This is a genomic window from Micromonospora sp. NPDC003241, from assembly GCF_053589795.1.
This window is the reverse complement of sequence record NZ_JBSFSO010000003.1, coordinates 264,372-283,430: the sequence shown is the minus strand read 5'-3', so window position 1 is coordinate 283,430 and position 19,059 is coordinate 264,372. Positions and strand designations below refer to the sequence as shown.

Sequence of the window (19,059 nt, the reverse complement as noted above, 5' to 3'; positions counted from 1 at the left end):
GAGGGCAGCGATGCGAGCACACGATCCAGCCGGCCGCGACGTCTCGGCCCGCCCCGTCACGCCGGCCCGACCGGAGACCACCGGTGCCGAGCAGGCCCGATCGGAGACGGGTGCGGTGCCCGTCGGGGCAACCGGAGTCGGGCCGACCGGTGCGGCGGCCACCATCCTGGACCTGCAACACCGGGCCGGCAACGCCGCCGCCACCCGGGCGGTGCAGCGGATGCGCTGCGCCGACCCGGACCACGGCCACGAGTCCGAACCGATCCAACGGTCGGCGGTGAACGAGGTGCTGCGTTCCTCAGGCAGCCCGCTGGCCGGGCCGGTACGGCAGGACATGGAGGCTCGGCTGGGCGCCGACTTCTCCGACGTACGCCTGCACACCGGCGCGCTCGCCGAGCGTTCGACGGCGGAGGTGGACGCCCGCGCCTTCACGTCGGGATCGCACGTGGTGATCGGCCGGGGCGGGAGCGACCGGCACACCCTGGCCCACGAACTCACCCACGTCATCCAGCAGCGCTCCGGTCCGGTCGCCGGCACCGACAACGGTCACGGCCAGCGGGTCTCCGACCCGGGCGACGCCTTCGAGCGGGCGGCGGAGGCGAACGCCAATCGCGTGATGGGAGCCCCGTCACGCGAGCAACCCCTGGCAGCAGCGCGAGCCGGTGAACGACGCCACCCGCAGAATCCCGCACGGCCCCACGTCGGCGGTGGATCCATCGCCGGGAAGGAGCAGCCGGCCGTGCAGCGGATGACGAATGACGAGTATGCGGCCAAAGTCAAGGAGAAGTCGAACCAGGAGCACATTTCCTGGTCTGACGACGAATGGCGCTCCCGCTTCACGCGGTGGCTCATCGACGAGCGCGGCTTGTCGACAGAGAATATGCAAGAACATGTCCAGAAAGTGACTCCCGAGGCACTGGACACCCTGCTCGACGATTTCGGGTCGAAGGCCCTGGAGTTCCAAAAGGCGGAATCCAGCCACGCGGACAAGATGATCGAACTCGAAGGAGAGCTGAAGTGGGACGGGGCCAGCTTCCCGGAGGAGGCGATCAAGAAGTTGAGGCTACCGCGCGCGATGAGCAGAAGAAAGGACTTCGCCCGATTCCTGCGCGGCGAATTACCGAACCCGCAGAAGATGAACTGCTGGGAAGCGGTTCTATTTGCCGCACATCAGCAGAACCTCGTCGACGCAGGCTACATCAATGACGCCATCTATCGCGACGACGCCGAGGCCGCCCCTGTCTTTGCGCAGAAAATCCTGAACTCACCCGCCGGGAGGCTGGTGGCAGAAGACGGCGAACTCGCGGTCAACATCGATCTAGGAATGAAAATTCCCAAGGGGTATGTGGTCATCTTCGGGGCCGCCGCACACGTGGCACTCTCGACCGGCAACACCCGAAAGAACAAGGAGAATGCAGCCCAAACCCGATATGGGGATGATGGACACGAGATCTATGAGCTGGACAAGGGAACGAAGGGGGTCGAGGCGACCACTATCGAAGACGTGCTCACCAACAGCGCGTACTCGAAGTCGCTGACCTGGGGACCGCTGCCGAGTCTAGATAAGCAATCCGGGCAACCCGCCCCGGATGAGGGGCAGTAGGGGCATCGGCAGTCGCCCGGCGCGCAGATGAGGAATGAACATCCACATGCGCGGTGTGGGCCGATAGTGGCGGGCCGTCGATGGTGGCCCCGAGTGGTGTCTCTCGGTGGATGACCGAAGCTGGCTTCACCTCGGGGCGGGTCCGATCCGGTCCGGGGCGTCGGGCTCGGGCGCGGCGGCGGCTGGCTCGTCGGCGACGAGCTGTGCGTAGTCGTCGCCGGTGCCGACCAGCGCGGAGAAGATCTCCCGCAGCCTGCTCTCGTCCCGGTCCGCCCGGCCGATCTGCTCGGTCAACTTGGCGTCCTCCGCCTTGAGCTTGCTCAGCCAGTCGCCGCCGAGCGTGACCCGCATGGTGTCCAGCTTGCCCACCCCGATCTTGTCCTGCTTGAGCCCGCCGACGCTGGACGCCGGGTTGGCGGTCGCCTCGGTGGACTTGGCGGTGTGGCGGTATCCGACCGGATTCCTCGGGGCGTTCGGATCCGGCTTGGACAGCCCGACCGCGTGCAGCAACGTATCCGCCACCGATTCGGGGGCGGTGGTCTCCAGGCCGATCTGGAGCCAGCCGATGTCGCTGCTGGTGGGCGGTTTGTAGACGAGCAGGATGTGGCCGTGCACGCCGTTGGGGAGCACCACGTCACCGTTGAAGTCACGGCTGCCGATCCCGCCGGCCGCGATGTCCGCGCCACGCTCGTCACGACGGGGGTACTTGAAGAGTTTGCCGGCCGTCGCCTTCACAGCGCCGACCTCGCGCAGCGTCTCCTCGCTGCCGCCGGTCATGTCGTGCGTGCTGAACGCCCGCTTCGGCAGGTTCCGCATCCCCAACCACTCCGGCAGCGACCTGCCACCGATCGGTTCCGCCGTCTCCTCCCGGGGGATCTCCACCCGGACGTTGACCCGTCCGCCGTGCGCGAGGGCCCGCGCCACGGCGCCGGTGTGGCGGCGCCACTGCCGGTCCGCCGAGTTCTTGCCCTCGGCCCCGGCCACCTCCAGACCCTGCTGGATGATCACGAACAGCCGCCGGAGCAGCGTGTTGGCCTGCTGGTTCTTTCGGTTGAACTCATCGATCTGCTGCGCGCTGAGTCCCTCGGTGTTCTCCTGGCCGGCCTGGAGATCCTGGGCGGCGAGGGTGGCGGCGAACGTGTCGCGCACGTCGCTGGTCAGTTCCGCCTCCAGTTCCTCGCGCAGCGGGTCGCCCTCGGGTGCGGAGCGCATCATGATGCCCCGGGCCAGCACGTACGCGGGGGTGTCGCGGATCCCTGCGGTATCCGCCCGCTGCTCCCAGGCCAGGGTCGCGACGAACAGCCGTCTCCCCGGCGGCAGTTGCAGCCAGTCGTAGTACTTGCTGGCGTCCAGGTACGCCTGTGCCTCCTCGCGCGACCCGGTCTCGCTGTCCGGACCCGCCTCCCGCTCGGCGGCGCTGAGCAGCGGTCCCCGGGACAGCCGCGCGGTGTAGTCCGGTGCCGCCTGCTCGGTCGAGGCCGACTGGGCACCGCCGGGTGCCCGCTGCACCGGCAGGGCGGGTGCGCTGCCGTGGTCACCGGAGATCGCCGCGGCGACGGCCGCGTTCCCGGCGGCGTGTTGAAGCGCCATGATCGGATGTTCCGGCCGGGCACCGGACGTGGTGCCACCGCGACGGACCGACCCTGCTGTATCGCGCTCGCCCTGGTCCTGGCGCCACTCTCCGGCCCGCATCGTGCTCCTTCCGGCCCGCTGGATCTTCCTGCCGTCCGGCAAGTCTGCGCGGCCGGGTGGGCAGTCGACGGTGACCGCGAGGGCACATTTCCGGGTAAGGCACGCGGGGCGGATCGGGAAGTGCCGGCGACGCGGGCGGGCATCGGCGGCGCACCGCTCAGGCCAGCCGCAGGGTCCGCTTGAGGAAGGTGACCGCCTGGTTGATGGCCGCCTCGGCCGCCTCGGTGCCGCGCAGCGCGTCGAGCATCACGAAGTCGTGGACGATCCCCTGGTAGCGGGTCGCCGAGACCTGCACACCGGCCGACCGCAGCAGGTGGGCGTACGCCTCACCCTCGTCCCGCAGCACGTCGGCCTCGGCGGTGATGACCAGCGCGGGTGGCAGTCCGGCGAGGGTTTCCGGGGCCGCCCGCAGCGGTGAGGCCGCCACCTCGGCCCGCACCGCCTCGTCCGGCGCGTACTGGTCCCAGAACCAGCGCATGGTGTCCCGGCGCAGGTGGAAGCCCTCGGCGAACATCCGGTACGACGCGGTGTCGAAGCGGGCGTCGGTGACCGGATAGAAGAGCACCTGACCGACCGGTCTCGGCGTACCGCGCCGCTTCGCCAGCAGCGTCACCGCCGTCGCGAGCGTGCCGCCCACCGAGTCACCGGCCACCGCGATCCGCTCCCCGTCCAGGTCGGCCGCGCCCGCACCAGTGAGCCAGCGCAGCACCGCGTGGCACTCCTCGACCGCCACCGGATAGCACGCCTCGGGCGCGAGGCTGTAGTACGGGAAGACCACCGCGGCCCCGGTGCCGACGGCCAACTCCCGGACCAGCCGGTCGTGGGTGCGGCAGTTCCCGAGGACCCAGCCGGTCCCGTGCAGATAGAGGATCACCGGCAACCGGCCGATGGCACCGGCCGGCCGGACCACCCGGACCACGATCTCGCCGCCGGGCCCGCCGGGCACCACCCGCTCGTCCAGGTCGGCGTCGGGCCTGGCCAGGTTCCCGGACTGGAGGTCGTCCAGGACCCGCCGGCTCCGCTCCGGCCCCAGCTCGTGCGGGTACGGCGGGCGCGCGGTCGCCTCGGCGAACTGTCGGGCGGCGGGTTCCAGCACGATCCCGGCGGGAACGTCTCGCCTGAGGATGGGCATCGACCACTCCCGGGATCCGGGCCGCGAACGCGGCGGAGACTCCGAGGTGTCCCCCGGGTACGCGGAGCCTCTCCGGCCTCCGTCCGGAAAGACATCCGCCATCTGACGGCACTCCCGGTGGACTGCCCCTTCGGGTAGCGGCCGCTTCCCCGCCGCCCGCCCGTCGAGTCATGGTTGCCGGCACCGGGCGTGACCAGACTTCTCCTCACGGATCGCCGTCGTGCCCGAGGGAGCGTGTCATGCCGTCGTACCTGTCACCCGGGGTGTACGTGGAGGAGGTGCCGAGCGGTTCACGCCCGATCGAGGGTGTGGGCACCGCCGTCGCCGCCTTCGTGGGCTTCGCCGCCAGGGGGCCGTTGCACACCGCGACCCTGGTGACCAACTGGAGCCAGTTCGTCCAGACGTTCGGGGAGGCGCTCGACGACGCCTACCTCGCGCACGCGGTGTACGGCTACTTCGCCAACGGCGGCGGCATCTGTTACGTGGTGCGGGTCGGTGCGTCGGAGACTGCGACCGAGGCGACCGGGACGACCAGGGCGGGCCGCACGGTCACCGGGCCGTCGGTGGCGCTCGGCACCTACACCGTCACCGCCCTGCCCGGCTCCGGTGACGGCGGTGAGCTCACCGTCGAGGTGGCCGACGTCGAGGGCGAGTCCGTGCCGGAGGACCGCTTCCGGCTGGTGGTCCGGCAGGGCGGCACGGAACGGGAGGCGTTCGACGTCTCCGCGAAGCGCAACACCAAGGCGTACGTCGTCAACCAGGTGCGGGAACGGTCGAAGCTGATCGCGGTCGAGGAGGCGGCACCGGCCGGCTCGCTGGCGCGGCCCTCGAAGCAGTCGGTGAGCGTACCGCCGGTGCCGACCGAGGACGCCGGGCTGCCCGCCCGGATCTCCGCCGACGACTACGTCGGTGACGCGGACGCGAGGACCGGCTTCGGTGGGCTGGAGGCGGTCGACGAGATCACCATGGTCGCGGTGCCCGACCTGATGAGCGCTTACCAGCAGGGCCGGATCAGCCTGGAGGACGTCAAGGCGGTCCAACTGGCGGTCATCTCGCACTGCGAGCAGATGGGCGACCGGATGGCGCTGCTCGACCCGCCGCCGGAGCTGACCGCCCGGCAGGTGTTGACCTGGCGACAGGAGGAGGCCGGGTACGACTCCCGGTTCGCCGCCCTCTACTACCCCTGGATCAAGGTGTTCGACCCGGCCAGCGGGCAGCACCGGTTCCTGCCGCCGAGCGGGCACGTGGCCGGCCTGTGGTCGCGTACGGACGCGGAGCGCGGGGTCCACAAGGCACCCGCGAACGACGTGCTCCGGGGCGTGATCGAGGTGCAGAACTCGGTGACGAAGGGCGAACAGGACCTGCTCAACCCGATCGGGGTGAACTGCATCCGCACCTTCCCCGGTCGCGGGATCCGGGTGTGGGGCGCCCGGACCCTCTCCTCGGACCCCGCCTGGCGCTACATCAACGTGCGCCGGCTGTTCAACTACATCGAGGAGTCGATCCTGCTCGGCACCCAGTGGGCGGTCTTCGAGCCCAACGACGAGCGGCTCTGGGGGACGATCCGGCGCAACATCGCCGCGTTCCTCACCGAGGAGTGGCGCAGCGGGGCGCTGTTCGGCAGCACGGCCGCCGAGGCGTTCTATGTCAAGTGCGACCGGGAGACCAACCCGCCGGAGTCGGTCAACCTCGGCCGGGTGGTCTGCGAGGTCGGCGTCTCCCCGGTACGCCCCGCCGAGTTCGTCGTCTTCCGGATGTCGCAGTACTCCGACAGCACCAGCCTCGTCTCCGAGTGACCCGACGCGTACGCACCACAGACCTGTGACGGCTAGGAAAGGACGGTAGCCAGCGATGGCGGAGACGGGCGATACCTTCGTTACCCACCGGTTCCAGGTGGAACTCGGCAAGGCACGGGTCGAATCGGTCCAGGAGGTCAGCGGCCTCACCGTGGAACTCGACGCGATCGAGGTCACCCAGGTCACCCCGACCGGGGAGTACATCATCCGCAAGATCCCGGGGGCCCGGAAGGGCGGCGAGGTGACCATCACCCGCGGCCTGGACAAGAGCAGCGCCTTCACCGAATGGATCAAGGACACGTACGAGAAGGGCGCGATCAACACGGCCCGGCAGAACATCAGCGTCATCGTGGTGGACGCGGAGAACTCGGAGCAGCGCCGGTGGGACCTGACCAACGCCTGGGTGAGCCGGTGGGAGGGCCCCAGCCTGCGGGCCGGTGACACCTCCCCGGCCACCGAGAAGATCACGATCGTCTTCGAGGAGATCACCAGTTCGTGAGGCGCACCGCCACGTACCGCGTGAAGGGAGGTAGCGGCGTCCACTCCCGGCCCTGCCCGGGCCGGGTCGGCACGCCGTGAGGTCGATGAGACGACGGACCGTTTCGTACACCGCCCCGGAGGAGCCGCTCGACGGCTCGGACTCCGACTCCGGGGCCGCCCCGGCCGGCCGGGCCACACCACCGCCCGAGCCGCCGAGGCTCCAGACCGAGTTCTCCTTCGAACTCCCTCGCGGGTACGTCGACGAGGCCGGCACCGTGCACCGGCACGGCACCATGCGGCTGGCGACCGCCCGCGACGAACTCGGCCCGCTCGTCGACCTGCGGGTCAAGGACAACCCCGCCTACCTGTCGGTCGTGCTGCTCAGCATGGTCGTCACCCGGCTGGGCACGATCACCGACGTACGGGCCGAACACGTGGAACGCCTGTTCGCCTCGGATCTGACCTTCCTGCAGGACTTCTATCGCCGCATCAACGCCGAGGGGCACACCCGCGCGGCGGTCACCTGCCCGCACTGCACCTCGGACTTCGAGGTGGACCTGGCCGGTGGTCGCCCGGGGGAATCGTGACGTACGCGACCGACCGGCTCTACGAGGAGGTCGCGTACGTCGCCTACCACTTCCACTGGTCCCGCGACGAGATCCTCGACCTGCGTCACGACGAACGACGGCGCTTCGTCGCGGAGATCGCCGCCATCAACACCCGCGTCAACGAGGGGCGGTGATCCACGATGGGCGTACGCGACCTGCTCCGACGGTGGCGCGGACCGGTCCCCTCCGACGCGGTCGACCCGACCCCGGTCGCCGACCCGGCGCCCACCCCGGTCGTCGACGGCCGGGGCTGGCGCAGCGTACCGCCGATGGATCGTCTGCTCGCCGGCGTCGAGGTGCCGATCAGCGACCCGGTCGGGTTCCGGCACCGGCTGGCCACCTGGCAGGACCCCACCGCCCGACGCCCGCTGCACCACCTGGTCAGCCCCGACGCGCCCAGCGGGCTGGCCCACGACCTGCTCCGCCCGGTGCCCCCGGCGAAGCCGGCCCGCGCCACCGGCACCGCCCTGCCCGGACAGCGTCCCGCCGCCTCCGCCCTGCCGGTGCAGCGCCGGGCCACCGCCGCCTCCCCGGCCGAGCCGGGCCCACCGGCCCCGGCGCTCCCGACGGTCCTCCGTGCGCCGTCGGGGTCCCCCGCCGGACCACCGGCCGGAGCTGACGGTCCGCCGGCCGACGGCCCGGCCCGGACACCGGCCACCGCCGTGGCGTCCCGACCGGTCCGCCCCGCCCCGGCCCGCCGAGCCGGTACGCCGTTGACGCTCGCCCCGGTCGCCGCGCCGCCGCGCCGAGTGCCCGCCCGGCAACCCGGCCCCAGCGACCTTCCCCGGACGCCCGTCACCGCTGCCCGGTCCGGCTCGGACCCCACGGGTTCTGCCGCACCGGCCCCCGGCACCGCCGTCCGCACGGCAGCGCCGACCAGCCCTGCGTCGGTGCCCAGCACGTCGAGTGGCCGGGACCGGGCATCCACCACGCCGGCCCGCCACGACCCGCTGCCCGCAGTACAGACCGGAAGCGCCCCGGTACGGACCGGAAGCGCCCCGGTGCCGACCACACCAGCCCGCCGCGACCCGCCGACCACCGCGCCGACCGGCAGCGCCTCGATGTCCGCCGGACCGACCGGCAGCGCCTCGGTGCCGGTCACGCCGGCCGGCAGCTCCCCGGCACCCACCGCGCCGCCCCGCCGCGACCCGTCGCCTGCCGCGCCGACCGGGACGACCGGATCGGTCCCGGTGGCGCGGGCTCCCCGCGTCGGCGGCACTCCCCCGCGACTCGGTCTCGGCGAGCCCATCGTGATGCCGGCGCCGGACCCGGACGCGCCACCGGCAGTGCTGTCCGCCCGCCGTCCGGCCCCGGACCAGCCACTGCCCCGGTCGGCAGGTCGAGGCTCGGGTGCCGCGCCGTCCGATGTGGGCGACGGCACCCCGGCACCGGTGCAGCGGTCCAGTGTCGTCGGTGGAGGCTCGCCGGGCGGCGCTGCTGCGGCCCCGCCTGGAGGCGGCGGGACCTCGCCCGCGCACCGGTCCGGCGGCCCCGCCGGACCCGGTCCGCAGTCCCCGGCCGCCGCACCGGCCGACCGGGCCGTCACCGGCCGACCGGAGAGCGGTCCGCTGGTACGGCCATCCGGTGCTGGCGCGTCGAGGTCGGAAGCCGGAGCGGGGCCGTCCGGCCCGGGTCGGTCACCGCTCCGGGAGGTGCCGGCGGGTCGGAGCGGTCCGCCGGTACCTCCCCCCAGCTTGCCGGTGGGCCTCGGAGCCCCGCTCGCCCCGGACGCGGCCCTGCCACGGATCGTGGCCCGCCCGGTGGCCACCCCCGGCCCGGTGCCGCCCCGGCAGACCACCGGCGGCCCCTCGCCCCACTCCGGCGGCACCGCCCACCGACCCGCGCCGCCGCCGGTCTCCCCCGCCGCCGGTGCCCTCCCGTCGGCGAGTACCGCCCGGGTCCGCCCGCACGGCACGTCACCGGCAGCCCCGATGCCCACGGACGCCCCGACACGTGGCACACCTCCGGCGCCCATGGACCGTCCCGGCCGACCCGGGACCAGCAGCACACTCCAGACGGCCTCGGCCCGCCCCGGAAGCCCGGCCCCCACGGCCGGGACCGGCAGCACGTCCCCGGGCCGAGCGGGAAGCCCGACCTCGACGCCCCGCGCCGGTGCCGGTGGCGCGCCCCCGGCGCCCGCGACCCGGACCGCAGGCCCGACCTCGGCGCCGCTGGCCGGCACCGCGCCCCTGGCCCGGGCCGCAGGCCCCGCCCCGGCATCCCCGCCCCGGACCGGCAGCATGCCTCCGGTGCCCCCGACGTCGAACGGCGGCACACCGTCGGATGCCGCCCGGTCCGGCCTCCCGCAGCGGGCGACGCGCCCGGTGCCGTACCCCGCCGAGCCCACCACCCCGGCGGCGGCCGAGCGACCCCACCCGGGGGCGACGCCCGTCGTGGCACGGACGCCCGTCGGCCGTGCCCACTCCCCGGCGGCCGCGCCTACGACGACGGCCGGTGCCGGTCCGGCTCCGACGCGGCCCGGCACGGCGGCCGGAGCGTCCGGACCCGCCGGCCCGGCCCACCGACCGGCGGGTCGCGCCCCGCTCCTCGGCGAACGACCCCTGACGCCGGTCCTGCAACGGTCCGGCGGACTCGGCGCGCCACCCCGACGCGGCACGGACCCCGGGACCCCGGCCGGTTCCCGCGCCCCTGCCGTTTCGGCGGCGGTGCCGGTCCGCTGGGTCCGGTCCTCGGGCGGCGCACCGGAGACCACGACCAACCGAACTCCGGCAAGCACCAGGAAGGCCCACACGATGGCGGGACCAGAAGCACCTGTCGCCGGTTCCGGCGCCCGGACCACCCCGGCCACCGGGCCTCATCCGGCCCGGTCACCGGCCCGGCCGGTCGCCGGACCGATCCGCCCGGCGGCCACCGTCCCCGCGTCGGTGCCACCGCTGGCCGGCCCGGTTCCGCGCCCGGCGGTCGTGACCCGCGCGGCGAGCACGCCCACCGGCACACCACAGATCCAGCGCACACCGCGCGGCCACACCGTTCGCCCCGCGCCGACGCCGCCGCGCTCCACCACGGTGGTCCAGCGGACGGGACCGGAGGCGGCCGGAGCCTCGACCGCCACCCGTGCCCCGACGACCGGCGGATCCGACCGGGCCACCGCCGGGTCGACCGGCGCGCAGGCGGTACGCGACGGTGGGCGCGAGGACCGCGACAGCGCCGAACGGTTCCACCACCTCGACCGGCGGGCCCTGGACGAACTCGCCCACCGCCTCGTCGAACCGATCTCCCGACTGCTGCGGACCGAACTCCGGCGGGGACGCGAACGCTCCGGCCGGTGGCTGGACGGTGGACGGTGAGCGACATCGATCCCGGCACCAGCGTCCACTTCCGGCTCCGCATCGACGGCATCGACCTCGGCGACTGGAACTCCTGCGAGGGGCTCGGCTGCGAGGTCGAGGTGGAGCAGCACCAGGAGGGCGGCAACAACGGGTTCGTCTGGCAACTGCCGTCGCGGGTGCGCTACACCAACGTCACACTCACCCGACCGTTGATCCCGGACACCGCCAAGGTGGCCCGGATGCTCGCCAAGCTGCCGCAGGGCGTCACCCGGGGCACCGCCCAGATCGCGGCGCTACAGCCCAACCGGGCCCTGCTGGTCCAGTGGGGACTGGCCGACGTCGTCCTGGTCCGCTGGACCGGACCGTCCTTCGACCCGGCCCGCTCGGAGACCGCGACGGAGAGCATCGAACTCGCCTACCACGGCTTCCTGGAGGTGGGCTGACATGCCGACCGGCAAGGTCTCCGCGTTCCTCCAGCGCTACAACCCGCCGCTGGGCGGCGGCAACCGTCCCGGCGGGTCGCTCGGCGGCCCGATCACCTTCATGTTCAACCCGAACGAGTTGACGCTGACCAAGTCGGCCTCCTGGATCCCGCACGTGGTCCGTGGCGCCGAGCAGGTCGGTATCCCGGAGTTCACCGGCTCGGAGCCGCGCAACCTCGCGCTGACGGTCTTCCTCGACGTCACCGACACGCACAGCCGCACCGTGCAGCAGCGCGTGGAGAGCCTGCTGTCCTGCTGTACGCCGACCACGGCCAGCATCGCGGCGAAGGCACCCTCGCCACCGTGGGTGAAGTTCACCTGGGGCCAGTTCCAGACCGTCTCGTTCTACTCGTACGTCAGTCAGGTCACCGCGACGTACACGCTGTTCGACAGCTCCGGCACCCCGTTGCGGGCGACCTGCGCGGTGAACCTGACCGAGATCAACGGCAGCAAGCCCGCCCAGAACCCCACCTCGGGCACCCGCTCGGCGCGTCGGGTGCACCGGGTGGTGGACGGCGACTCGTTGCCGCTGCTGGCCCACCGCGAGTACGGCGACCCGACCCTCTGGCGGGTGATCGCCGAGGCGAACGACCTCGACGACCCGAGCCGACTGCCGCCCGGCACCGAGCTGCTGTTGCCCGCCCCCGACGAGGTCCCGACCGCCCTGTCCCGGGTGCCCGTCGGGTCCGGTGCCGACGCGGAAGGTAGGTAGCCCACGTGCCCACCGGAACCCTGACCAACCTGCTCAAGGTCGGCCTGCCCACCGACGAGATCCCCGCCCCCTGGCCGGAGGAGTTGACGTACGGCTGCGTCGAGGACGGCGTCAACATGCCGGCGGTGGCGACCCTGCGGTACCGCGATCCCGGCTCGCTGATGGTGGAGAAGGTCGGCATCACGATCGGCCAGAAGCTGACCGTAGCGGTCCGACCCGGCGACCGCAACGGCGAGACCGCGCTGTTCACCGGCGAGGTGATCACCGTCGAGACGGAGTTCGACGGCACCGGCACGTACACCACGATCCGGGCCCTGGACCTGTCGCACCGACTCCGGCGGGGCCGACGGGTGGCCCGCTATCTCAACCGGAAGGCGTCCGACATCGCCGGGGAACTGGCCCGGTTCGCCGGTCTGCCGATCGGCCGGATCGATCCCACCACCGTGGTCTACGAGGTGGTGGCGCAGCCCAACGTCAGCGACTGGGAGTTCCTCCGGATGCTGGCCGCCGACAACGACGCCGAGGTGGCGATGGTCGACGGACGGTTCGTGTTCCGCCGGCCGGTCCGCGCCGCCTCCGCCCCGGGCACGCAGACGCCCGCCGAACGCAGCGACTTCGTGGCGGAGGTCAACGGCAACGTCCTCTCCATGCACGCCACCGTCACCTCGGCCGGCCAGTTCACCGACGTCGAGGTACGCGGCTGGGACCGCCGGACCCGCCAGCCGGTGATCGGCCGTACCCGGGTGCGCGACAGCGACGAGGTGAGCCTGCCGGTGACCGCCGGGGAGTTGGCGGCGCGGTTCGGCGACGCCGAGATGCTGGTCGCCGACGTGCCGTACGAGACGGCGGCCGAGGTCGACACCGTCTCCCGGTCGCTGGCCGCCCAGGTGGCGAGCGGCTTCGCCGAACTCGAGGTGGCGCTCCGGGGGAACCCGCTGCTGCGCACCGGCGTGCCGTTCACCCTCAGCGGCGTCGGGAAGCCGTTCGTCGGCAAGTACACCGTGACCGCCAGCCGGCACCTCTTCGGGCCGGCGCGGTTCTACGAGACCTGGCTGACGGTCAGCGGTGCCCAGGACCGGTCGTTGAGCGGCCTCACCGGCGGCAACCCGACGGCGCTGCGGTCGCGGATGCCGGGGCTGGCCGTCGGCGTGGTCACCGACGCCAACGCCGTCCGGGACCGCAACCATCCGGAACGCCGGGACCGGGGCTGGGTCAAGCTCCGCTTCCCCTGGCTGGACGACGAGTACGAGACCGACTGGGTCCGGACGGTGCAACTGGGCGGTACCGGCGGCGGCGGGGTCTGCTGCCCCGAGGTCGGTGACGAGGTGCTGGTCGGCTTCGAACAGGGGCTGCTCGACCGGCCGTACGTGATCGGCGGGCTCTACAACGGCGTCGACCAGCCGTCGCCGCACGACGGTCCACTCGTCGACCCGACCAGCGGGGCGGTGAACCGGCTCTCGTTCGCCTCCCGCAACGGCCGGGCGACCGGCGGCGGGACCACCGGCAACTGGATCGAGCTGCTGGACGGGCCGACCGTCGCCGCCGCGGCGCAGGGGGTTCGGCTGCGCACCCAGAAGGGCACCGACAACCTGCTGGTGCACCTGGACCGGGCCGGGACCTCGGTGGTGGTCCGCAGCGACGGCAGCGTGGTGATCGAGGCCAAGACCGACCTCACCGTCCGCGGCACCGGGGGCGTCTCGGTCGAGTCGCGCGGGCCGGTCTCGGTCACCGGTCAGGGCGTGTCGGTGGACGCCGGGGCCGGCGAGCTGAAGCTCACCGGTCGCAGCGTATCGATCTCCGGCCAGATCGTCCGGATCAACTGAGGAGGGAAACGCGATGCCAGCAGCAGCCCGTATCGGGGACAGGATCGGCCACGGCGTACCCACCGGCAGCGTCGGCCCGCCCGCCGCAGGTCTGCCCGGGGGTGCCCCGGCGACACCCGGTCCGCTGCTCGGCGTGGCCAGCGTGCTCATCGGTGGCCGACCGGCGGCGGTGGTCGGCACCGTGTGCACCTGCCCGGTCCCGCCACCACACCTGGTCCTCGGCCCGGGCAACGTGGTGGTGCCCAGCCCGCCACGGGCGGGCGGGCAGGTGCTGATCGGCGGCTTCCCGGCCGCCCGGGTGGGCGACCGGACCACCTGCTCGGCGACGATCCTGACCGGCGCCCTGAACGTCTCGATCGGAGGCTGAGCGACGTGGCGGAGCAGTTCATCGGCGCCGGGTGGGCGTTCCCGCTGCGGTTCGACGCCGGTGGCGGCATCGCGCTGGTCAACCGGGAGCGGGAGATCGTCGAGGCGATCCGGCTCATCCTCGGCACCGCACCCGGCGAGCGACCCATGCGCCCCGAGTTCGGCTGCGCGATCCACGACTTCGTCTTCGCGCCCGCCGACGAGAACACCGCCGGGCAGGTCGCCTTCGAGGTCCGCGCCGCACTCGACCGCTGGGAGCCCCGGATCGAGGTCACCGACGTCCTCGTGGGCTTCGACGAGGTGACCGCCGGCACCCTCTACATCGACCTGCGGTACGTGCTGCGCGGGACGAACGACCCCCGCAACCTGGTCTTCCCGTTCTATGTGATCCCGTCGCACGACGCGGTCGAGGTGGAGGCGACGTACTGATGGTCCTGCCCGCGCCCCACCTCGACGACCGGCGCTTCCAGCACCTCGTGGACGACGCCAAACGCTTCATCCAGCAGCGCTGCCCGGAGTGGACCGATCACAACGTCTCCGATCCGGGCGTCACGCTGGTCGAGGCGTTCGCGCAGATGACCGACGAGCTGCTGTACCGGTTGAACCGGGTGCCGGAGAAGAACTACCTGGCCTTCCTCGACCTGATCGGCGTACGCCTCTTCCCGCCGACCGCCGCGCGGGCCGCGCTCACGTTCTGGCTGGCCGCCCCACAGGCCGAGACGGTGCAGCTGCGGGCCGGAACCGAGGCCGGCACGGTCCGCACCGAGACGGAGGAGGCCATCGTCTTCGCCACCGGCACCGACCTGGCGATCGTGCCGTGCGAGCTGGCCCACCTGCGCGTGCATCCCGCCGACGGTCCGGCCGCCGACCGCACCGACCAGGTGCTCGACGGCCGGGACGTGGCCTGCTTCGGCACCCCGCCGACGGTCGGCGACGCGGTGCTGTTCGGCCTGGACGCGGCGGTCCCGTCCTGCGTGGTGGTGCTGCGGCTGGAGAGCCGGGTGGAGGGCATCGGCGTCGACCCCCGGCAGCCGCCCGTGAGCTGGGAGGCCTGGGACGGCGCGCGCTGGACGGAGTGCGAGGTGGACAGCGACTCCACCGGCGGACTCAACCGGCCCGGTGACGTGGTGCTGCACGTACCGGCCGGACACACCACCTCCACCGTCGGCGGTCAGCGGGCCGGCTGGCTGCGGTGCCGACTGGTCGCCGCCGAGCCCGGCCAGCCGTTCTACTCGGCGTCCCCGACGATCCGGGCCGCCACCGCCTTCACCATCGGCGGCACCGTCGAGGCGGTGCACGCCGAGACGGTGGTGGGCGAGTTCCTCGGCGAGTCCGAGGGCGTGCCGGGCCTGCGTCTGCGGGTGGCCCGCCCGCCGGTGCTCCCCGACGACGAGCCGTTCGTGGTCGAGGTCTCCGACGGCGCCGGCTGGCAGGAGTGGACCGAGGTGGACGCGTTCGGCGCCACCGGTCCCGACGACCGGTGCGTGACCGTGGACCGGACCACCGGCGAGGTGGAGTTCGGGCCGGCGGTCCGCGAACCCGACGGAACGCTACGCCGCTACGGCGCGGTGCCGCCCAACGGCGCCCGGCTGCGGGTCCGGCGCTACCGCACCGGCGGTGGGCGGCGCGGGAACGTGGCCCGGGGCACGATATCGATGCTGCGCAGCTCGGTGCCGTACGTCAGCCGGGTGGAGAACCGGGAGGCCGCCCTCGGCGGGGTGGACGGCGAGTCGGTGCAGAGCGCCCGTCAGCGGGGCCCGGTGCAGTTGCGGGCACAGGACCGGGCGGTCACCGCCCGGGACTACGAACTCATCGCCGGGCAGGCCGTGCCGGCGGCGGCCCGGATCCGCTGCCTGTCCGCCGGGGACGGTGCCGACCCCGGCGGCGTACGCCTGCTGGTGGTTCCGGAAGCGGTCGCGGACGAAGGGGAGCAACTCCGCTTCGAGCAGCTGATCCCGCCCGACGACATGCTCGCCACCATCGCCGCGCACCTGGACGCGCGGCGACCCATCGGCGTACGTCTGAGCGTGGAACCCCCCTTCTACCAGGGCGTCACCGTGGCGGTCCGGCTGATCGCCCGGCCCGGCACGGCGACCGGTCGGATCCGCACGGCGGTGCTCGACGCGCTCTACGGCTATCTCAACCCGCTGCGCGGCGGGCCGGACGGGACGGGCTGGCCGTTCGGCCGGCCGGTGCAGGCCGGCGAACTGTTCGGGGTGCTCCAGCCGCTGCCCGGCGTCGCGTTGCTGGAGGAGGTGCTGCTCTTCCCCGCCGACCCGCTGACCGGCCGGCGCGGCACGGCCACGTCCCGGGTCGACCTCGACCCGCACGCGCTGGCCTTCTCCTACGAACACCAGGTCCGGGTGGAGGAACGCTAGGTCCGCCCAGGACCGGAGAGGGATGTCCCATGCGCGGCACGGTGGCGGGTCTCGGCACACCGCATCCGTTCGGCCGGCGACTGCCGGCGATCTATCAGACGGACGAGGTCACCGGCCGGCTGCTCGCCGCCTTCGACGAGGTGCTGGCTCCGGTGCACTCGACGCTGGACAGCCTCGCCGCCTATCTGGACCCCCGGCTTGCCCCGGCCGACTTCGTCGACTGGCTCGCCGGCTGGGTGGCGGCCGAGACGGCACCGGGCTGGACGCTGGCGCAACGCCGTGAGGCGGTCGCCGGTGCGGTGGCGCGACACCGGGTGCGGGGTACCGCACAGGGCCTGGCGGAGCAGGTGCAGATGGTCTTCGGGGTCTGGCCGGAGATCACCGAGAACGGCGGCACGACCTGGTCGTCGAGATCGGGCGGGCCGCTTCCGGGAACGGCGGTGCCCGCCCTGACCGTGACGGTACGGGTACCCGAGCCGGACCGGGTCCCGTTGGAGGCGCTGCGGGCCCTGGTGGAGGCGAACCGACCGGCGCACGTGCCCTGCACGGTCCGGGTCGTCGCCGACGGGCAGCAGGCGGAAGGGGACGACAATGGAGCGCTGTGAGCGGTGCGTACCGGCCGAACCCGGCAGCGCGTTCTGCGGGGTCTGCGGATCGTTCCTCGACTGGGAGCAGTCCGCGGACGCTCCCGCTCCCGTCCGGCCGTCGACCACGCCCCGTTCCAGCGCACCCCCGACCGCTGACCGATCCGACGACTTCACACCGTGGGCCGACGCTCCGGTGGCGGCCGTCGAGAAAAGCCCGGCGACCCCCGCCACCAGGCAGGCACCGGCGACCTCAACCGTCGAGCAGGCACCGGCTACCCCGGCCGCCGAACAGGCTGCGCCGACCTCGGCCGCCGGGCGGGACTCGGGGCCTCCGGCCACCGCGCCGGAGCCGGCGGAGGTGGTGGAGGCGGTCCAGCCGGCCCGCCCGTCGACCCGCCGGCCCGTCGTCCGACAACGCCCACGGTCGACCGAGGCCGGTGCCGGTGACGTCGTCTGCCCGGTGTGCGGAACCGGCAACCCACCGGACCGCAGGTTCTGCCGCCGGTGCGGGAGCCCTCTCGGCGCCCGAACCGGTCCGTCCGGGCGGGAATCGTGGTGGCGTCGCCTGCGTCGAGCCGTGGTCCGGGCACTGAACTGGCTGTTCCGGCCCCGTTCCGGCGTCGCTGGTCTGGTGCGCCGGATCGCCGCGCTGCTGCTCGTCGTCGCCCTGCTCGCCGGTCTCGCGTACGGCGTGGCGCGGTTCGGTTCCCAGGCCGGCGACGCCGTACGGGACCGGCTCGCCGACCCGCAGCCGATCAGCCCGGTGTCGGTCGAGGCGTCCAGTCAGGCGGGCGACCACCCGGCGGAGGCGGTCGTCGACGGGATCAGCAACAGCTACTGGGCCCCGACCGCCGAGGGCGCCGGTGGCGGGGAGTACGTGGAACTCACCTTCGCCGCCCCGTTCCGGCTGCTCGACCTGATCGTGCACTCCGGCGTGTCGGCGCAGCGCGACGTGTTCCTGCGGCAGGCCCGCCCGGCGGTGCTGGAACTGACGCTCTGGACCAGCGCCGGCACCTCGGAGAGCCGGACGCTCCAGCTCGCCGACCAGGCCGGTCCGCAGACCTTCCACCAGGTCGTCGACGACGTGGTGCGGGTACGCCTCACGGTCCGGGAGAGCTACGGCAGCGCCGCCGACCGTCGTACCGCCATCGCCGAGGTGGAGTTCTTCCGCCGCCCCTGAGCGTGCCGCGTCGCCCCGCACGGCACCCCGACGCCCGCGCGGGCGCTCAGGCCGCGCGGGCCGACTCGGGCACCCCGAGTGTGCGCAGCACCCGGTCGTACGCGCAGCGTGTCCGCGCCGCCGCCGCCGTGTCGCCGGAACGCTGATGTGCCTCGGCCAGCACCCGCCAGGCGTCGTCCCGGAACCCGTCGATCTCCAGTCCGCGTCGGGCCGCCGCAGCCGCCCCGGCGAGATCGCCCGCCTCCAGTTCGAACGCGGCGAGCGTCGCCGCCGCCTCCGCCGCCAGTGTCCGGTAGCGGTCGCGGTCGGCCACCACCCACTCCGCCGGCCCGTCCTCCGGCAGCAGGTCACCGGCGTACTGGGCGAGGGCCTCCCGCAGGGCCGCCGTCGCGACGCCCCGCTGCCCCGCGCCCACGTTGCGACGCCACGCCGCCACCGCGTTCTCGAACGAGCGCACGTCGCAGCGGGCGCTGCGCGGCAGGTCCAGCAGGTACGACTCGCCGTCCCTGCGCACGAACCGGGACTCGCCGCGCCGCACGCCCGGTTCGAGGAACGCCCGCAACGTGGAGACACCGACGTGCAGATTGCGGATGCCGGACCCGACCGGCAGTTCCGGCCAGAGCGCCGTCAGGATGGTCTCCCGGTGTACCGGCCGACCACCGTGGGCGGCCAGGAAACGCAGCAGGGCGCGGACCCTCGGCCGGACCGTCGTCCATTCCAACCGCCGCCCCGGCATCTCCAGATGGAACCCGCCGAAGCAGCGGACCACGAGTGGCGCGCCCGCGTCCGGCGGCTGCGCAGCGGTCGGCGGCTCCGGTTCCTCGACCGCCGGTCCCCGGAGTGGCTGCTGGCTCGAATACCTCATCTTCCGGAACTCCTCCGTCCCCCATCGGTCGCCGTGCCCTCCACCGATGCTGCGCCGATCACCGC

The 19,059-nt window shown here is 73.4% G+C and carries 17 protein-coding genes; 14 read left to right on the top strand and 3 right to left on the bottom strand.

The window, feature by feature from the left end; all coding sequences use genetic code 11:
* The first annotated feature begins 10 nt into the window (after positions 1-10).
* Positions 11-1,603, top strand: a complete 1,593-nt coding sequence (locus ACWDVW_RS04600; protein WP_449944752.1) for an eCIS core domain-containing protein — start codon at positions 11-13, stop codon at positions 1,601-1,603.
* 126 nt (positions 1,604-1,729) lie between these two features.
* Here ACWDVW_RS04600 and ACWDVW_RS04595 read toward each other — a convergent pair whose 3' ends face one another.
* Together ACWDVW_RS04595 and ACWDVW_RS04590 are read right to left on the bottom strand one after the other, a co-directional pair.
* Positions 1,730-3,193 (bottom strand): hypothetical protein, encoded by a 1,464-nt coding sequence (locus tag ACWDVW_RS04595; RefSeq protein ID WP_449944749.1) that lies wholly within the window; start codon positions 3,191-3,193, stop codon positions 1,730-1,732.
* Positions 3,194-3,452: 259 nt separating this feature from the next.
* Positions 3,453-4,427, bottom strand: coding sequence for an alpha/beta hydrolase (locus tag ACWDVW_RS04590; RefSeq protein ID WP_449944747.1), 975 nt, complete (start codon positions 4,425-4,427; stop codon positions 3,453-3,455).
* 239 nt (positions 4,428-4,666) lie between these two features.
* Between ACWDVW_RS04590 and ACWDVW_RS04585 the strand changes: the two genes are divergently transcribed.
* The 13 genes from ACWDVW_RS04585 to ACWDVW_RS04525 all read left to right on the top strand — a co-directional run bounded on the left by ACWDVW_RS04585 (position 4,667) and on the right by ACWDVW_RS04525 (position 18,129).
* Positions 4,667-6,223: a phage tail sheath family protein gene (locus ACWDVW_RS04585; protein WP_449944744.1), complete on the top strand. Its 1,557-nt coding sequence runs from the start codon at positions 4,667-4,669 to the stop codon at positions 6,221-6,223.
* A gap of 55 nt (positions 6,224-6,278) precedes the next feature.
* Positions 6,279-6,722, top strand: a complete 444-nt coding sequence (locus ACWDVW_RS04580) for a phage tail protein (protein WP_350695527.1) — start codon at positions 6,279-6,281, stop codon at positions 6,720-6,722.
* An 85-nt stretch (positions 6,723-6,807) separates the two neighbouring features.
* Positions 6,808-7,290, top strand: a complete 483-nt coding sequence (locus ACWDVW_RS04575; protein WP_449944741.1) for a hypothetical protein — start codon at positions 6,808-6,810, stop codon at positions 7,288-7,290.
* On the top strand, positions 7,287-7,445 hold the full coding sequence (locus ACWDVW_RS04570; protein ID WP_350695530.1) for a DUF6760 family protein: 159 nt from the start codon (positions 7,287-7,289) through the stop codon (positions 7,443-7,445). Before ACWDVW_RS04575 ends, ACWDVW_RS04570 begins: the two co-directional genes overlap by 4 nt.
* 6 nt (positions 7,446-7,451) lie before the next feature.
* Positions 7,452-10,619, top strand: a complete 3,168-nt coding sequence (locus ACWDVW_RS04565; protein ID WP_449944737.1) for a hypothetical protein — start codon at positions 7,452-7,454, stop codon at positions 10,617-10,619.
* Positions 10,616-11,044: a phage tail protein gene (locus ACWDVW_RS04560; RefSeq protein ID WP_449944734.1), complete on the top strand. Its 429-nt coding sequence runs from the start codon at positions 10,616-10,618 to the stop codon at positions 11,042-11,044. Before ACWDVW_RS04565 ends, ACWDVW_RS04560 begins: the two co-directional genes overlap by 4 nt.
* A 1-nt stretch (position 11,045) precedes the next feature.
* Positions 11,046-11,795 carry a CIS tube protein gene (locus tag ACWDVW_RS04555; RefSeq protein WP_449944731.1) on the top strand — a complete coding sequence of 250 codons (750 nt, stop codon included), beginning with the start codon at positions 11,046-11,048 and terminating at the stop codon, positions 11,793-11,795.
* Positions 11,796-11,800: 5 nt separating this feature from the next.
* Positions 11,801-13,618, top strand: a complete 1,818-nt coding sequence (locus tag ACWDVW_RS04550; RefSeq protein ID WP_449944728.1) for a VgrG-related protein — start codon at positions 11,801-11,803, stop codon at positions 13,616-13,618.
* 13 nt (positions 13,619-13,631) lie between these two features.
* Positions 13,632-13,985 (top strand): PAAR domain-containing protein, encoded by a 354-nt coding sequence (locus tag ACWDVW_RS04545; protein WP_449944726.1) that lies wholly within the window; start codon positions 13,632-13,634, stop codon positions 13,983-13,985.
* A gap of 5 nt (positions 13,986-13,990) precedes the next feature.
* On the top strand, positions 13,991-14,413 hold the full coding sequence (locus ACWDVW_RS04540; protein WP_396751961.1) for a GPW/gp25 family protein: 423 nt from the start codon (positions 13,991-13,993) through the stop codon (positions 14,411-14,413).
* Entirely contained in the window at positions 14,413-16,362 is a 1,950-nt protein-coding gene (locus tag ACWDVW_RS04535; RefSeq protein ID WP_449944723.1) for a putative baseplate assembly protein, read from the top strand. Before ACWDVW_RS04540 ends, ACWDVW_RS04535 begins: the two co-directional genes overlap by 1 nt.
* Positions 16,363-16,391: 29 nt before the next feature.
* Positions 16,392-16,967 carry a phage tail protein gene (locus ACWDVW_RS04530; protein WP_449944721.1) on the top strand — a complete coding sequence of 192 codons (576 nt, stop codon included), beginning with the start codon at positions 16,392-16,394 and terminating at the stop codon, positions 16,965-16,967.
* Positions 16,954-18,129: an NADase-type glycan-binding domain-containing protein gene (locus ACWDVW_RS04525; RefSeq protein WP_449944718.1), complete on the top strand. Its 1,176-nt coding sequence runs from the start codon at positions 16,954-16,956 to the stop codon at positions 18,127-18,129. The genes ACWDVW_RS04530 and ACWDVW_RS04525 overlap by 14 nt, the downstream gene beginning before the upstream one ends.
* Positions 18,130-18,175: 46 nt before the next feature.
* On the opposite strand, the gene ACWDVW_RS04520 is transcribed toward ACWDVW_RS04525, so the two are convergent.
* Positions 18,176-18,994 (bottom strand): AfsR/SARP family transcriptional regulator, encoded by an 819-nt coding sequence (locus ACWDVW_RS04520; protein WP_449944716.1) that lies wholly within the window; start codon positions 18,992-18,994, stop codon positions 18,176-18,178.
* Between the last annotated feature and the right edge of the window lie 65 nt (positions 18,995-19,059).

Bases quoted from the DNA above. Each gene is read 5' to 3' on its own strand.
- ACWDVW_RS04600 (WP_449944752.1), top strand. From the start codon at position 11: ATGCGAGCACACGATCCAGCCGGCCGCGACGTCTCGGCCCGCCCCGTC.
- ACWDVW_RS04595 (WP_449944749.1), bottom strand. From the start codon at position 3,193: ATGGCGCTTCAACACGCCGCCGGGAACGCGGCCGTCGCCGCGGCGATC.
- ACWDVW_RS04590 (WP_449944747.1), bottom strand. From the start codon at position 4,427: ATGCCCATCCTCAGGCGAGACGTTCCCGCCGGGATCGTGCTGGAACCC.
- ACWDVW_RS04585 (WP_449944744.1), top strand. From the start codon at position 4,667: ATGCCGTCGTACCTGTCACCCGGGGTGTACGTGGAGGAGGTGCCGAGC.
- ACWDVW_RS04580 (WP_350695527.1), top strand. From the start codon at position 6,279: ATGGCGGAGACGGGCGATACCTTCGTTACCCACCGGTTCCAGGTGGAA.
- ACWDVW_RS04575 (WP_449944741.1), top strand. From the start codon at position 6,808: ATGAGACGACGGACCGTTTCGTACACCGCCCCGGAGGAGCCGCTCGAC.
- ACWDVW_RS04565 (WP_449944737.1), top strand. From the start codon at position 7,452: ATGGGCGTACGCGACCTGCTCCGACGGTGGCGCGGACCGGTCCCCTCC.
- ACWDVW_RS04555 (WP_449944731.1), top strand. From the start codon at position 11,046: ATGCCGACCGGCAAGGTCTCCGCGTTCCTCCAGCGCTACAACCCGCCG.
- ACWDVW_RS04545 (WP_449944726.1), top strand. From the start codon at position 13,632: ATGCCAGCAGCAGCCCGTATCGGGGACAGGATCGGCCACGGCGTACCC.
- ACWDVW_RS04535 (WP_449944723.1), top strand. From the start codon at position 14,413: ATGGTCCTGCCCGCGCCCCACCTCGACGACCGGCGCTTCCAGCACCTC.
- ACWDVW_RS04530 (WP_449944721.1), top strand. From the start codon at position 16,392: ATGCGCGGCACGGTGGCGGGTCTCGGCACACCGCATCCGTTCGGCCGG.
- ACWDVW_RS04525 (WP_449944718.1), top strand. From the start codon at position 16,954: ATGGAGCGCTGTGAGCGGTGCGTACCGGCCGAACCCGGCAGCGCGTTC.
- ACWDVW_RS04520 (WP_449944716.1), bottom strand. From the start codon at position 18,994: ATGAGGTATTCGAGCCAGCAGCCACTCCGGGGACCGGCGGTCGAGGAA.